Below are 13,511 nucleotides of genomic sequence, written 5' to 3'. Positions count from 1 at the left end.
CTTCGGGCAACCCATAGAAAGGGAAGAGGAGAATGAACAAAACTTCACCCGTGGCGGCAAACACTAAAAGCATGACATTCCGTCGAAGCAAAACGCGCATCTCAGACAAAATCATTCCAATCCTGCTCGGCTTGTGTGCCATGCTTTCGGTGTTTACCACCATCGGTATTGTATATACGCTTCTACAGGAATCCGTGATCTTCTTCAAGGAAGTGCCGGTATGGTCCTTCTTGACCGGAACGACATGGAGTCCGATTCTCCCTCCAAAAGAATTCGGCGTGCTGCCCCTGCTGGGCGGCACATTGCTGATTACAGGCATTGCGATCATTTTCGCAGTGCCTATCGGCTTGGCATGCGCTATTTATCTCAATGAATACGCTCCTGCCCGGGTTCGGGGGGTTGTAAAGCCAGTGCTTGAAGTGTTGGCTGGTGTACCAACGATTGTTTACGGATATTTTGCGCTTGAAACCGTAACGCCATTCCTTCAAAAGATTTTCCCCGATATGGGGATATTCAATGCGCTTAGCGCGGGGCTCGTTGTCGGCATCATGGTCCTGCCGATGATTTCGTCTTTAAGCGAAGACGCGATGCGTGCTGTTCCCAAGAGTCTTCGTCATGGAGCATACGCGCTGGGTGCTACCCGATTTGAGGTTGCGCTGAAGATCGTGCTTCCAGCCGCTCTGTCCGGGGTCGTGTCCTCATTCGTATTGGCATTCTCGCGCGCGATCGGCGAAACGATGATCGTGACGGTGGCTGCAGGCGCCACGCCGCAGCTGACGTTGAATCCGCTGGAAAGCATTCAGACGATGACTTCGTATATCGTTCAGGTAAGCATGGGAGACGTTCCGCGAGGAACGATTGAATACGGCACGATTTTTGCAGTAGGTTTGACCTTGTTTGTCATCACCTTCTTGCTTAATATATTGGCGCAGTGGGTCGCTCGCCGCTTCAGGGAGGAATACTAGATGGAACAATTGAATCTGGGAGACAGCAAAGGAATCAACCGGAGACGCCGTAGTGACCAGACGCTGCATATGATATTCCTGGCTTGTACCAGCATCGGTATTCTTGTTTTGATGGCTTTGATCGTGACGATCGTGATGGATGGCGTTCATCGGCTCTCGCCTGAGCTGTTCACCAACTTTCCGTCGCGCATCGCGGATAAAGCAGGACTGAAATCGCCGATTGTCGGCACGATTTATTTGCTTTTGCTCATGGCTCCACTGTCATTTGTACTGGGCGTGGGCGCGGCCATCTTTCTCGAAGAGTACGCGGGCCGCAGCCGCTGGGTTCGGCTCATTCAGCTGAATATCAGTACGCTTGCAGGGGTTCCTTCTATTATATACGGTATCCTGGGGCTGGCGATTTTCGTGCGCGGCATGAATCTTGGCCGCAGCCTGTTGTCCGGGGTATTAACGATGACGCTGCTCGTGCTCCCGATTATCATCGTTGCGGCGCAAGAGGCGCTTCGCGCCGTGCCTAAGAACCGGCGTGACGCTTCATATGCGCTGGGCGCAACGAAATGGCAAACGGTATCCAGCGCCGTGCTGCCGTCAGCGATTCCTGGAATCATGACCGGGGTTATCCTGGCCTTGTCTCGTGCGATCGGCGAAACCGCACCGCTTATCATGATTGGTGCTTTAACGTACGTGGCCTTCTTGCCGGAAAATCTGCTCGATTCGTTTACTGTCATGCCGATCCAGATCTTTAACTGGGTATCCAGACCAAGTGAGGCATTCCACGAGCTGGCAGCTTCGGGTATCATCCTGCTGCTCATCATGCTGTTCATCATGAACATCGCAGCCGTGTGGATTCGGAACAAGTATTCGAAGAACATCTAAGAGACGCACAGCAGATCTAATCGTGAAAAAGGAGACATGAATAAGATATGGAATCCATCATACAGATAAAAAAATTGAATTTATACTACGATACGTACCATGCGCTTAAAAACGTCGATCTGGACATTCCGGAGAAAACGGTGACGGCATTCATCGGACCGTCGGGCTGCGGTAAGTCAACGCTGCTGCGTACGCTGAATCGAATGAACGACATGATCCCTTCCACCCGGATCGAGGGCAGCGTGCAAATCGGCGGGACGGAAATCTACAGCGAGGAGGTCCACGTCGAGGCCTTGCGCAAGCAGGTAGGGATGGTGTTCCAGCAGCCGAATCCGTTCCCTAAATCGATCTATGACAACATCGCTTACGGGCCGCGCCTGCACGGCATCCGCAATAAAGCGGAGCTTGACCAAATCGTGGAGCAAAGCTTGAAGCAGGCTGTGCTGTGGGACGAGGTCAAAGATTATCTCAAGCGTTCCGCGCTTAGCCTGTCCGGCGGCCAACAGCAGCGCCTGTGCATTGCCCGGGCCCTTGCCGTACAGCCGGATATCCTGCTAATGGATGAAGCCACGTCCGCGCTGGATCCGATCTCGACGCTGAAGATTGAAGAGCTGGTGCAGGAGCTGAAGAGCAAATACACCATCGTCATGGTTACGCACAATATGCATCAGGCTGCACGCGTATCCGGGCAGACGGTATTTTTCCTGAATGGCGAAGTGGTTGAATCCGCGAACACGGATACGCTGTTCTCGACGCCGTCGGATGCACGTACCGAGGATTATATCTCGGGCCGTTTCGGTTAAGGCCGTTATCACGACAATGATCTTTCTTAAAAGTAGATAGGAGGAGCATCATACATGATCCGGAGAATTGAGTTTGATCAGCAGCTTGATGAGCTGAGAAGTTTACTGCAGGATATGGGCAAGCATATGGAGGAGGCGCTGGCAAACAGCGTGGATTCCCTCCAGACCTTGGATGCGGAGAAAGCGCAGGCGGTTATCAAGAACGATGTGCAGTTAAACAACATGGAAGAGCAAATCATGGACATCGGCTCCCGCTTAATCGTGACCCAGCAGCCTGTGGCAAAGGATTTGCGCCGAATATTGGTTGCTTTCCGGATTGCAAGCGATTTGGAGCGTATGGGAGACTTGGCGCGGGATGTCGCTAAAGTCACGATCCGTCTGCAAGGCCAGAAACTGATCAAGCCTTTGGTGGATCTTCCGCGGATGTCGGATATGGTGCAAGCGATGGTTTCGGAATCCATCGAATCCTATCTGACGGAAAATACGGATCTGGCTTATAAAATGGCACAGGATGATGATCAGGTCGATCACTTGTACAGCGTCATTCTGCAGGACCTGTATTCGCATCTGACGTCCGATCCGGATTCGGCCAATCAAGCGATGCTGCTGATCATGGTGGGACGCTACATCGAACGGATCGCCGACCATGCAACCAACATCGGCGAGAGCACGGTGTACCTCGTAACGGGTCATCGTCCCGACCTCAATCAATAGCAAAATGTTAGTCAAACGCTGGCGAAAGCCGGCGTTTTTTTTTGCGGGAAAACACGAATTCACCGTTAATCGAACGGATTGTTCGGATTTGGCGTTAACCTATGTTATCATGTGGAAAGGAAGTCATATTGGTGCGAGGTGTTCTATGGACAAGCTGATTCTGATTGATGGAAATAATATCATTTACCGGGCATTCTTTGCGATGCCGCCGCTGACCAATGCCAGCGGACAACAGACGAATGCGGTTTACGGCTTTACGACGATGCTGCTTCGCTTGATCGAGGAGCATAAACCGACGCATATGATGGTGGCATTCGATGCCGGCAAGGAAACGTTCCGGCATGCGGATTTTCAAGAGTACAAGGGCGGCCGACAGAAGACGCCGCCGGAGCTCTCAGGACAATTCCCGCTGCTGAAAGAGCTGCTGAAAGGCCTGGGCGTCTCCCAATTCGAAATCGGCGGTTATGAGGCCGACGACATTATCGGCACGATTACCCGCCAGGCTGACGAAGCCGGACGCAAGGTGATGGTCGTCTCCGGGGACAAGGATATGCTGCAGCTGGCTTCGGAGCATACCACGATCGCGATGGTCCGCAAAGGCGTCACCGAAATCGAGTATTACGGACCGGAACAGATTAAGGAGCGGTATAACCTGACGCCTGATCAGATTATCGACCTTAAGGGATTGATGGGCGATGCTTCCGATAATATTCCCGGCGTACCGGGAGTAGGGGAGAAGACTGCGCTGAAGCTGCTTCATGAATTCGGATCCGTTGAAGCGGTGGTGTCCCGGACCGATGAGCTGAAGGGCAAGATGAAAGAGAAGATCGAGGAGCATGCGGATTCCGCCATACTGAGCAAGAAGCTGGCTACGATCTTCCGCGAAGTGCCGCTGGAACAGTCGCTGGATGAAATGGCATTTACGGGCCTGAATGAAGAGACGGCTGGTCCCGCACTGGCGAAGCTCGAGTTTAAATCGCTTATTGAACGGTTGAACCTGAGCACAAGCGGGGCCGCTGGTGATGCGGCGGAGTCGAAGCCCGAAGCGAAGATCGACGTGACCCTTGTGGACGCGACGGGAATTGCCGAGGTTGCGGATCATCTGGCACAAGCGACCGTGCTCCATGTGGAAACGCATGGGGACAACCCCCATCATGCGGACGTGATCGGGCTGGCACTCGCGACGGAGGAGCGGCAGTACTTCCTCCCGTTTGACGTGCTGAAGTCGGAAGAGGCGGAGCCTGTCCGTGCTTGGCTTGCCGATAGCGAGATCCCAAAACGCGGGTATGACCTGCACCGTATTGACCTGGCGCTGCATTGGCAGGGCATCGCTTTTGCCGGCGCGGCATTCGACGTTCACCTGGCAGCCTACCTGCTGGATCCTACGGAATCGAATCAAACCCTTAGCGGGCTGGCCTCCAAGTACGGACTGGCCTATCTTCAAGCCGATGAGGACGTGTTCGGTAAAGGGGCCAAGTACAAGGTTCCCGATGTGGAGAAGCTCAGCGAGCACATGGCCAGAAAATGCCTGGCCGTATCCGAACTGGTTCCCATTCAGGAGAAGGAACTGGCTGCGAATGAAATGCTCCCGCTGTTCCATGATCTGGAGATGCCGCTTTCGCGCATTCTGGCCGATATGGAGAAGCAGGGTATTGCCGTGAATGCGGAGGATTTGAAGGAGCTGGGACGCGAGTTCGAAGGGCAGATCGCGAAGCTCGTTCAGGAGATCTACGAGATCGCCGGAACGGAATTCAATCTCAATTCGACTAAACAGCTCGGCGAAATCCTGTTTGTTAAGCTGGAGCTGCCGGTCATCAAGAAGACCAAAACCGGTTATTCCACCGATGCCGAGGTGCTCGAAAAGCTGGCGCCTTATCACGATATCGTCCGCTTGATTTTGCAGTACCGTACATTGGCCAAGCTGCAATCCACTTACGTGGAAGGACTGCTGAAGGAGATTTCATCCGTAACCGGCAAAGTGCATACCTACTATCGTCAGACCATTGCCGCTACGGGGCGTCTGAGCAGCCAATACCCGAATTTGCAGAACATTCCGATCCGTCTGGAGGAAGGGCGCAAGCTGCGCAAGGTTTTCGTTCCGTCGGAACCGGGCTGGAGCATTCTGGCGGCGGACTACTCCCAAATCGAGCTTCGCGTGCTTGCGCATATCTCGGACGACGAACGGCTGAAGGAAGCCTTCGTCCACGACATGGACATCCACACCAAGACGGCGATGGACGTGTTTGGAGTCGGCATGGATGAGGTGGACTCCAATATGCGCCGGTCCGCCAAGGCGGTTAACTTCGGCATCGTGTATGGAATCAGCGACTATGGCCTGTCCCAGAACCTGAACATTACGCGGAAGGAAGCGGCAGCATTTATCGACCAGTATTTCGAGGTGTTCCAGGGCGTGCGGCGCTATATGGACGTGATCGTCAAGCAGGCGAAGCAAGACGGGTATGTGAAGACCTTGCTCGAACGCAGACGGTATCTGCCGGAGATTAACGCCAGCAATTTCAACCTGCGCTCTTTTGCGGAGCGGACGGCGATGAATACGCCGATTCAGGGAACGGCCGCGGACATCATCAAGCTGGCCATGGTCCACATGGACAAGGCGCTCCATGAGCGCCAATTGAAGAGCCGCATGCTGCTCCAGGTGCACGATGAATTGGTGTTCGAGGTACCGGAGGATGAGCTGGAGGTCATGAAGGAATTGGTGCCGGACGTGATGAGTCAGGCGCTGAAGCTGTCCGTGCCGCTGAAATCGGAAGTCAGCTATGGCGAGAACTGGTACGAGGCGAAGTAAAAGCTGCACGGCGTGCTAGCGGATAGGGTTCGTTTAGGGGGATCATGGGGTGAAGAGGGAGGCGGTTATGCACCATACCTTTCCACAAAACCATGGTCCCGCTCTGTCCCAACTTCCGGTATAATGGGGGATGAGGTGAAGTCATTATGCCGGAATTGCCGGAAGTAGAAACCGTGAAACGAACACTTAACCAATTGATTAAAGGTAAGCATATAGATCATGTATACGTGAACCTGCCGCGGATTATCCAGCGTCCTGACGACATCGAGGCATTTGCTTTTATGTTAAAGGGCCATACCGTGGAAGGCGTGGAGCGCCGCGGGAAGTTTTTGCGGATCTTGCTGGACGGGCTGGTGCTCGTTTCGCATCTTCGGATGGAGGGGCGTTACGGGGTGTACCGAGCCGAGGAGCCGGTGGAGAAGCATACCCATGTCATCTTCCATTTCTCGGACGGGACGGAGCTGCGGTACAAGGACGTGCGCCAATTCGGAACGATGCATCTATTTGCGCCGGGGGAAGAGTTCCAGCATGCTCCCCTTGCCAAGCTTGGTTATGAGCCGCTGGATGACACGTTTACGTTCGGAACCTTCAAGGAAGTCATCGGCACCAAGAAAACGAAGATCAAAGCGGTGCTGCTGAATCAGGCATATGTGGTCGGCATCGGCAATATATATGTTGATGAGGCCTTGTTCCGGGCCAAGATTCATCCGGAGCGGAACGCGAACAGCCTGAAGGATGCCGAGCTCAAGCGATTGTATCATGCGATCGTGGATACGTTGTCCGAAGCCGTCGATGCGGGCGGTTCTTCCATCAAGTCCTATGTCAACGGGCAGGGCGAGATGGGGATGTTCCAGAACAGCCATCAGATTTACGGTCGGAAGGACAAGCCGTGCCATGCATGCGGCGGCCCGATTCATAAGATCGTGGTCGGCGGACGGGGGACCCATTACTGTCCGAAGTGTCAGCCGGTCAAGAAGTAATTGAATAGGCGTGCACCCATTCCTGCTCCCCCACATATAATGTGGAACATATGTGGAGCGCATCGGGCAGCTCTTCTTCATGAATGAGCAGCTTGATGTGGAGCTTTGGAGGAGGGAAAAGGGTGCTCAGTCATATTTTCTCGTCTGCCCTGCTGGCCATGGCGTTAAGCCTGGACGGATTCGGGGCAGGGGTTACATACGGTCTGCGCAAAACAAGGATACCGCTGCTGTCTGTATTGATCATCTCGCTGTGTTCCGGTTTGGTGCTTGGCGTCTCCATGCAGGCAGGCGCGCTGCTGCAGCGGTTCTTATCCCCATCTGCGGCATCCGTGATCGGAGCTGCCATTTTGATACTGCTGGGCCTATGGTCTTTATATCAGCAGGTTCGGAGAAGCAGCGAGCCTGAAGTGCAGCCGGCATCCGCCGTGGATTCTTCCGCATCGCTTACGGAAACGCAGGGAGCCATTCGTCAAGGGACACCGCGTCGTGAAGTTACCACGGCAGGCCAAGAGCAGCTTCAGCGAGCGGTATTCTCCCTTGAAATACCGAAGATCGGCGTCGTCATTCAAATTCTCCGCAGCCCGACGAAAGCGGATCTGGACGACTCCGGCAGCATCTCTCCATGGGAGGCGATGTGGCTGGGGATCGCGCTGTCGCTCGATGCGTTCGGAGCCGGGCTCGGCGCAGCGATGCTGGGTTTCTCGCCGCTAGGCACCGCAGCCGTGGTTTCCTTGTTCAGCGGGATATTTCTGGTGCTGGGCATGCGGGTCGGCCTCCGTTTTGCGGCCAAGGGCGGCATGCGTTTTATCTCGTATTTGCCTGCTTTTTTATTAGTTGTCATGGGTATAATGAAGCTGTTATGAGGTGAAGTCATGAATATCGGTTTAACCGGAGGAATTGCAACAGGCAAAAGCACCGTGTCCTCCATGTTGGCCATGAAGGGAGCGCTTCTCGTCGATGCGGATATCATCGCCCGGGAAGTGATGCTCCCGGGTCATCCGGTGCTGGGTAAAGTGACCGAACATTTTGGACAAGCGATCCTGTTTGAAGACGGTACGTTGAATCGAAAGAAGCTCGGGGAGATGATCTTCCATCATCCGGAGCAAAGAGCGGCTTTGAATGAGATTACGCATCCGGCAATCCGGCAGGAAATCCGGGAACGGACGGAGGCGTATGAACGGCAGTATCCCGACCGGCTGGTGGTAGCGGATATTCCATTGCTGCTGGAGGCAAGGGAAGCCTATCCTTATCTGAAGCAGATCGCTGTCGTCTATGTCCCGCGCGAGCTGCAGCTTGCGCGTTTGATGGAGCGGGACGCTCTTACCCGGGAAGCGGCAGAGGCGCGTCTTAGCAGCCAGATGGACATTGAGCAGAAGAAGCTTCGAGCGGATATCCTGATCGATAACAGCGGCACGTTGGCCGAAACGCAGCAGCAGGTGGACAACCTGTGGAACAGGTTGGTTCAGTTATGAAGTGGCTTCGTAAAAAAAGGGTGCTGCTCCTGCTGTTCGTTTCTTTTGTAGCGCTGCTGTTCCTAAGCTCCAATTGGATGACCCTGCTGTATCCGATCCATTATAAGGATGAGATCCGCAAACATGCCGCCTATTATGAGGTTGATCCGTTTCTGGTGGCCTCGATCATCCGGGTGGAAACGAATTTCAAGCCGGGCAAGGAATCCAAGAAGGGCGCGCTGGGCATTATGCAGCTGATGCCGGATACGGCGAACTGGGCGATGGAAATGGCCAAGCTCCCGTCGGTGAACCTGCTGAGCGTAAAGAATGAAGTGGATGCAAACATCCAGCTGGGCACCTGGTACATTCAGAATCTGCACAAAGAAATGGACGGCAATCCGATTGCCGCCATCGCCGCTTATAATGCGGGCCCGGGGAACGTCAAGAATTGGATCAACAAGGGCATGTGGGATGGAACCTATGAGAACGTGAAGAGTATACCCATCGGGGAAACCCGGCATTATGTACAGCGCGTGATTTATTATTATAATCAATATACGGATGTGTATAAGGGCGGCTTCTAAAGAAAAAAAGAGCGCTGGACAGGCTCTTACATCGAGCCCCCAACACTCCTTTTTTAAGGAAGAATCAATTATTGACCGGAGTATTGACCAGCCAATTGTTGCTCGGCCAGGGTTACAAGACGTTTTGTGATGTATCCCCCGATCGAACCGTTCTCATAGGAAGTCATGTTACCTTGGTATCCGTCTTGTGGAATGGAGATACCAAGTTCTTGAGCTACCTCGTATTTCAGTTGCTCAAGAGCAGCGTTTGCGCGAGGAACAACCAGGTTGTTGGAGTTGTTGTTGCTTTGTGCCATGTTAAGTTCACCTCCTTGGGTTGGTAAAAGTATTATGTCTCGGGTCTCGCATTTTCATAACATAAAAGACAAAAGTTTTGCTGGTAAATTTTTCTGCCGCCCATTAAGGGCGTATCACGCTGAATACAAAGGAAGTGAGACAACTTATGAAGTGTCCATATTGCAGTTATGCCGGAACGAAAGTGCTGGATTCCAGGCCAGCCAACGAGAACAAGTCCATCCGCCGCCGCAGGGAATGCGAGCAGTGCAGCAAGAGGTTCACAACCTTTGAAATGGTGGAGGAAACGCCGCTGATCGTCGTGAAAAAGGACGGAAGCCGCGAAGAGTTCAGCCGGGAGAAGGTGCTCCGCGGTTTGATAAGGGCATGCGAGAAGCGTCCGGTATCCGTGGACCAGCTGGATATGATCGTTTCGGATGTTGAGAAGGCGCTGCGCAATACGGCGGCAGCGGAAGTGGAGAGCCGCCAGATCGGGGAGCTTCTGATGGAACGGTTATATCCGGTCGACGAGGTGGCTTACGTTCGGTTTGCGTCCGTATACCGGCAATTCAAAGATATCAATATGTTCATGAAGGAACTGAAAAGCCTGCTGTCCAAGGATACGGACGTACAGGAGCTGTAAGAGCGCCACGGTTCTTTAAGCGACCCTGGTGCTCTTCCGGCGCTCTCATGGCGCCAAATTCTCATCATCGATAAGTGACATTATATAGAGAAGGAAAAAAGGCTCAGCGCGTTATCAAAAAATTCTGAAAAAGTGTTGACATGCCTGCTGATTTTTTATATGATATAGAAGTCGCTTACGGGGCCTTAGCTCAGCTGGGAGAGCGCATCGCTGGCAGCGATGAGGTCAGGGGTTCGATCCCCCTAGGCTCCATACGAAGAGGAACCCTTGAGAAATCAAGGGTTTTTTTGTTTTTAAATAACTTTTTAATACTTCCCAGAAAATTTAATTATAGCATGAGCGTAAAAAAAGGAAGTACAACGCATCGTTGATTGTTCTTACTTTATTGTATCGCCTGTAACAGAAGCAGGGGCGGCATGTGTTGCTCGATCGGCCTTAAATCCGGAAGTGAGCAGCAAGACCAAAAATCCACCGGCGACGCCCCGCAAAATCAAGGCGTTTGAGTGAGCTGCGTCCAGTCCGCCGAAGTACATTACTTCCCGTAGCCCTCCTGCCGCGAACCGCAGTGGCGTCCACGAATAGATCCAAGCTCGCGTCGTCTGCGACAAGAACTCCGGAGCCATGTTCAGCAGCGGCACGGAGAAGAACATCAGCAGTACGAGCAGCGGTATTGCCCGGAATCCGATCCAATTCAGCAAGGAAGATTGCAACAAGAAGAACGCCGATCCAGCCAACCATAAGAACAACCACGTCTCCCCCGCGTTCGCCAGCTCCATGCCGTACCACGACGAAGCCATCCATATGGTGAAGCACGTGGCGATGCCGACGATCGCAAGCCCCCCGATAGCTTGCAGCGCGCTGACTGTCCATCTTCTTGAACCCGCGGCGATCGCCTTCTGGCTAGCCAGGAGCAAGACGACTCCGGTCACCATGCTGCCGATCCATATAATCTGGGTCAACAAACCCGGCGCATTCCCCGACGCATTATTCACTCCCGTTGGATGCACGACTTCCTCCAGAACGTTCACCGGTGTCATTAAAGCTTTAGCCGTTTCAACCGGAATTTGCTCCGTTTGCTGTCCGATCTGTCCAAGCAGCTGCTGCAACAGTTCCCCATTGATCATTTTCATTGCTTGCCCCATTGTCTGTCTTACGACCATCGAGGCTTGGGTGTTCATACCCTCGTTGGAGATGATTTTCACATTAGGGTGAATCGGCGAGTGAGTTGCTAACGAGAGTAAACCGCTGCTCAGATCCGTCGGAATCACCATCGCTCCGTAATATTCGCGTTTATCCAGTCCTTCCCGAGCCTTTTCCTCGGAATCCACGACATGCCAGACAAACGGCATTGCCGGGCTCGACAGCAACTTTTCCCGGATCATTTCCCCTATCGCAAACGTTCCTCCGGTCGGCAGCTCCGCCGGCTGGTCAAGGATAACGAGGGCCACCGGGACCTCCTTTGGCTTTGATCCAAGCACCGATCCCATCATCGCTGCCCCGAATACGGTCAACACGATCAGGACGAGCACCATTCCCAGCCACATCATTTTTTGTGTCAGCATTTTCATGATCCACTACTCCTTGTTCTTTATAATGAACATATGGTTGATTATCAACGGCAATGTTCATTTGTGAAGGGCCACCATATAATATGGCTGCATCACACGGTCACTTCATGGCAATGAACAAAAATAGCGTTGCTGCAGCAACGCTTCTGTATCTTTTTGATTACAAAATTGATTGCTCAAGTACATTCGTGAAGCGCAAGACATCACCGCACTTAAATTTCGGCGATGCCTTGCGATTTAGCTACACAAATTTCAAAATCTACTGTTCGAATTTTTTCGTTTTTCTGCCGGCAGTATGGCCTCGATTACGTCCCAATGCTCACCGATCTTTCCATCCTCTACGCGGAACATATCGTAGAAAGCAGTATGTTGACCATCAAATAGACCTTCACTCATTGTAAGGACAAAATTGCCTTGTCCGATTACTTGGTGGACATGAGTATATTGAAACTCAATATTTCTCTCCTTCAGAGCCTGCAAAGCAGCGTGAAGACCGGAAAGGCCGTCTGCAATATGCGGACTATGCTGAATGTAGTGATTTCCATCAAAGTAAGAGGCAAGCAGGTCAGGGTTCTTCCCGAGCAAGATGTTCTCAACATAGCTTTTGACAAATGCTTTGTTGGCATCCGTCTTGTCGATATCCTTAATCGTAACCGGTCCGTCAATCATCGTATGATTGCTTGGTGTCTTCTCCACCATCTCTTGCAAATTGTCCCAATGCTCGACGATTAGTCCATTCTCAAAACGGAAGAGATCAAATACGATTTTAGGGCCGTGAAAATGATATACAGAATGAAGAGCCACATAATTTCCGTCGACTAAAGTACGCTTAATGCTTACCTTAGTACCCATTTCCTGTAAATGATCAAGTGCGCCAAGCATGGATTCACGACCATCGGGTAAGGCCTGGTTATGCTGAATATATTGATCTGGATGAACGTAAGCCGTAATCGCTTCGGGGTTGCCGCTCTCAAAACTTTCCAGTACGGCGACTGCCTTACGAACAAGCTCATTTTGATGGTTGGATGTCATTGGAATATCCTCCTTGAAATTTTTTTGGTCATTAGATAAATAATGAACAGTACGTTGTTTATTTATCTGTTGCTCATTATAATAGAGGCTAATATAACGCTCAATATTCAATATTTTTAGTAATGCTGGATAACAGACAACTCATAAAACTTTGTCGCTTAACGACCTAAATAAATTTAGGGGGAACGAAAACAATGAACAAGAAAACCGACCTAAGAATACTGCGCACGAAACAATCGATTCGAAAGGCGTTTTATGAGCTTATTCAGGAAAAGGGATATGAATCGATAACGATCCAGGATATTGCCGATCGGGCTATGATCAATCGAAGCACTTTTTATCTCCACTACCAAAATAAGCCTGATTTATTAGATACATGTATGAATGAATTGTTGAGCGAATTAAAGGATGCGGTCATTCTTTGTCCCATCAGCATGAATCCTTTCAGTATTTCTCTACTCGAGACAGTCATGCAGACTGTACTGGAGCATATTTCTCTAAATTTGACCTTTTATCATTCCATGTTAATAGATGAGAATAGAATCTATCAGTTTCAAGCGAAAATGGAGGATATCATTAAAGATAAATTAATTGAGGGGTGGAAACCTGCTCAGGGAAACTCCCCATTAGCGATATCCAAGGAATTGCTGATCGAATACCTCGGATCGTCTTTCATGGGGATTGTAATTTGGTGGATTAAAAACGATAAACCCCTTCCTGCAGATGAAGTTTCATCTCAGTTTAGCAGAATCGTTGCCTACGGGCATTTAAGAGCTGCCGGCATCGCCGTCGAGGAAAAAAATTAGCGAAGTAGGA

The 13,511-nt window shown here is 51.7% G+C and carries 14 protein-coding genes and 1 tRNA gene; 12 read left to right on the top strand and 3 right to left on the bottom strand.

What is annotated here, in order from left to right:
• Window positions 1-71: 71 nt before the first annotated feature.
• From pstC to M1D70_RS24035, 9 genes are all read left to right on the top strand, one after another.
• Window positions 72-965, top strand: a complete 894-nt coding sequence (pstC, locus tag M1D70_RS24075) for a phosphate ABC transporter permease subunit PstC (RefSeq protein ID WP_009594642.1) — start codon at window positions 72-74, stop codon at window positions 963-965.
• The gene (gene pstA, locus M1D70_RS24070; protein ID WP_009594637.1) at window positions 966-1,841 is read left to right on the top strand and encodes a phosphate ABC transporter permease PstA; all 876 of its coding nucleotides are present in this window, start codon (window positions 966-968) and stop codon (window positions 1,839-1,841) included.
• Window positions 1,842-1,888: 47 nt separating this feature from the next.
• Window positions 1,889-2,644, top strand: a complete 756-nt coding sequence (pstB, locus tag M1D70_RS24065; protein WP_009594645.1) for a phosphate ABC transporter ATP-binding protein PstB — start codon at window positions 1,889-1,891, stop codon at window positions 2,642-2,644.
• 54 nt (window positions 2,645-2,698) lie between these two features.
• Window positions 2,699-3,358: a phosphate signaling complex protein PhoU gene (gene phoU, locus M1D70_RS24060; protein WP_456288178.1), complete on the top strand. Its 660-nt coding sequence runs from the start codon at window positions 2,699-2,701 to the stop codon at window positions 3,356-3,358.
• A 145-nt stretch (window positions 3,359-3,503) separates the two neighbouring features.
• Window positions 3,504-6,164 (top strand): DNA polymerase I, encoded by a 2,661-nt coding sequence (gene polA / locus M1D70_RS24055; protein WP_456288177.1) that lies wholly within the window; start codon window positions 3,504-3,506, stop codon window positions 6,162-6,164.
• Between the two features lie 146 nt (window positions 6,165-6,310).
• Window positions 6,311-7,144 carry a DNA-formamidopyrimidine glycosylase gene (gene mutM, locus M1D70_RS24050; protein ID WP_456288176.1) on the top strand — a complete coding sequence of 278 codons (834 nt, stop codon included), beginning with the start codon at window positions 6,311-6,313 and terminating at the stop codon, window positions 7,142-7,144.
• A 122-nt stretch (window positions 7,145-7,266) separates the two neighbouring features.
• Entirely contained in the window at window positions 7,267-8,007 is a 741-nt protein-coding gene (locus tag M1D70_RS24045) for an MntP/YtaF family protein (protein ID WP_009594641.1), read from the top strand.
• Between the two features lie 9 nt (window positions 8,008-8,016).
• Entirely contained in the window at window positions 8,017-8,616 is a 600-nt protein-coding gene (gene coaE / locus M1D70_RS24040; RefSeq protein WP_456288175.1) for a dephospho-CoA kinase, read from the top strand.
• Window positions 8,613-9,179, top strand: coding sequence for a lytic transglycosylase domain-containing protein (locus M1D70_RS24035; RefSeq protein ID WP_015736970.1), 567 nt, complete (start codon window positions 8,613-8,615; stop codon window positions 9,177-9,179). The genes coaE and M1D70_RS24035 overlap by 4 nt, the downstream gene beginning before the upstream one ends.
• A gap of 68 nt (window positions 9,180-9,247) precedes the next feature.
• On the opposite strand, the gene M1D70_RS24030 is transcribed toward M1D70_RS24035, so the two are convergent.
• Window positions 9,248-9,475, bottom strand: a complete 228-nt coding sequence (locus M1D70_RS24030) for an alpha/beta-type small acid-soluble spore protein (protein WP_006212016.1) — start codon at window positions 9,473-9,475, stop codon at window positions 9,248-9,250.
• 146 nt (window positions 9,476-9,621) lie between these two features.
• On the opposite strand from M1D70_RS24030, the gene nrdR reads away from it, so the two are divergent.
• Together nrdR and M1D70_RS24020 are read left to right on the top strand one after the other, a co-directional pair.
• Window positions 9,622-10,095, top strand: coding sequence for a transcriptional regulator NrdR (nrdR, locus tag M1D70_RS24025; protein WP_006212015.1), 474 nt, complete (start codon window positions 9,622-9,624; stop codon window positions 10,093-10,095).
• A gap of 179 nt (window positions 10,096-10,274) precedes the next feature.
• Window positions 10,275-10,347, top strand: a tRNA-Ala gene (locus M1D70_RS24020).
• Window positions 10,348-10,472: 125 nt separating this feature from the next.
• Here the strand turns inward: M1D70_RS24020 and M1D70_RS24015 are convergent.
• A complete protein-coding gene (locus tag M1D70_RS24015) occupies window positions 10,473-11,663 on the bottom strand; it encodes a YhgE/Pip domain-containing protein (RefSeq protein ID WP_456288174.1) in 1,191 nt (396 codons plus the stop codon).
• 252 nt (window positions 11,664-11,915) lie between these two features.
• A complete protein-coding gene (locus tag M1D70_RS24010; RefSeq protein WP_456288173.1) occupies window positions 11,916-12,695 on the bottom strand; it encodes a nuclear transport factor 2 family protein in 780 nt (259 codons plus the stop codon).
• A 194-nt stretch (window positions 12,696-12,889) separates the two neighbouring features.
• Between M1D70_RS24010 and M1D70_RS24005 the strand changes: the two genes are divergently transcribed.
• On the top strand, window positions 12,890-13,501 hold the full coding sequence (locus M1D70_RS24005; RefSeq protein ID WP_456288172.1) for a TetR/AcrR family transcriptional regulator: 612 nt from the start codon (window positions 12,890-12,892) through the stop codon (window positions 13,499-13,501).
• Window positions 13,502-13,511 lie beyond the last annotated feature (10 nt).

It is taken from the genome of Paenibacillus sp. AK002, assembly GCF_053903045.1.
Note: the sequence above shows the minus strand (reverse complement) of the source record. Positions and strands in the feature narration are given on the sequence as shown.

What these genes read in the sequence shown, in the direction of transcription:
- M1D70_RS24010 (WP_456288173.1), bottom strand. Translation starts at nt 12,695, where the DNA reads ATGACATCCAACCATCAAAATGAGCTTGTTCGTAAGGCAGTCGCCGTA.
- M1D70_RS24005 (WP_456288172.1), top strand. Translation starts at nt 12,890, where the DNA reads ATGAACAAGAAAACCGACCTAAGAATACTGCGCACGAAACAATCGATT.
- coaE (WP_456288175.1), top strand. Translation starts at nt 8,017, where the DNA reads ATGAATATCGGTTTAACCGGAGGAATTGCAACAGGCAAAAGCACCGTG.
- pstC (WP_009594642.1), top strand. Translation starts at nt 72, where the DNA reads ATGACATTCCGTCGAAGCAAAACGCGCATCTCAGACAAAATCATTCCA.
- pstB (WP_009594645.1), top strand. Translation starts at nt 1,889, where the DNA reads ATGGAATCCATCATACAGATAAAAAAATTGAATTTATACTACGATACG.
- M1D70_RS24035 (WP_015736970.1), top strand. Translation starts at nt 8,613, where the DNA reads ATGAAGTGGCTTCGTAAAAAAAGGGTGCTGCTCCTGCTGTTCGTTTCT.
- pstA (WP_009594637.1), top strand. Translation starts at nt 966, where the DNA reads ATGGAACAATTGAATCTGGGAGACAGCAAAGGAATCAACCGGAGACGC.
- polA (WP_456288177.1), top strand. Translation starts at nt 3,504, where the DNA reads ATGGACAAGCTGATTCTGATTGATGGAAATAATATCATTTACCGGGCA.
- phoU (WP_456288178.1), top strand. Translation starts at nt 2,699, where the DNA reads ATGATCCGGAGAATTGAGTTTGATCAGCAGCTTGATGAGCTGAGAAGT.
- mutM (WP_456288176.1), top strand. Translation starts at nt 6,311, where the DNA reads ATGCCGGAATTGCCGGAAGTAGAAACCGTGAAACGAACACTTAACCAA.
- nrdR (WP_006212015.1), top strand. Translation starts at nt 9,622, where the DNA reads ATGAAGTGTCCATATTGCAGTTATGCCGGAACGAAAGTGCTGGATTCC.
- M1D70_RS24015 (WP_456288174.1), bottom strand. Translation starts at nt 11,663, where the DNA reads ATGAAAATGCTGACACAAAAAATGATGTGGCTGGGAATGGTGCTCGTC.
- M1D70_RS24030 (WP_006212016.1), bottom strand. Translation starts at nt 9,475, where the DNA reads ATGGCACAAAGCAACAACAACTCCAACAACCTGGTTGTTCCTCGCGCA.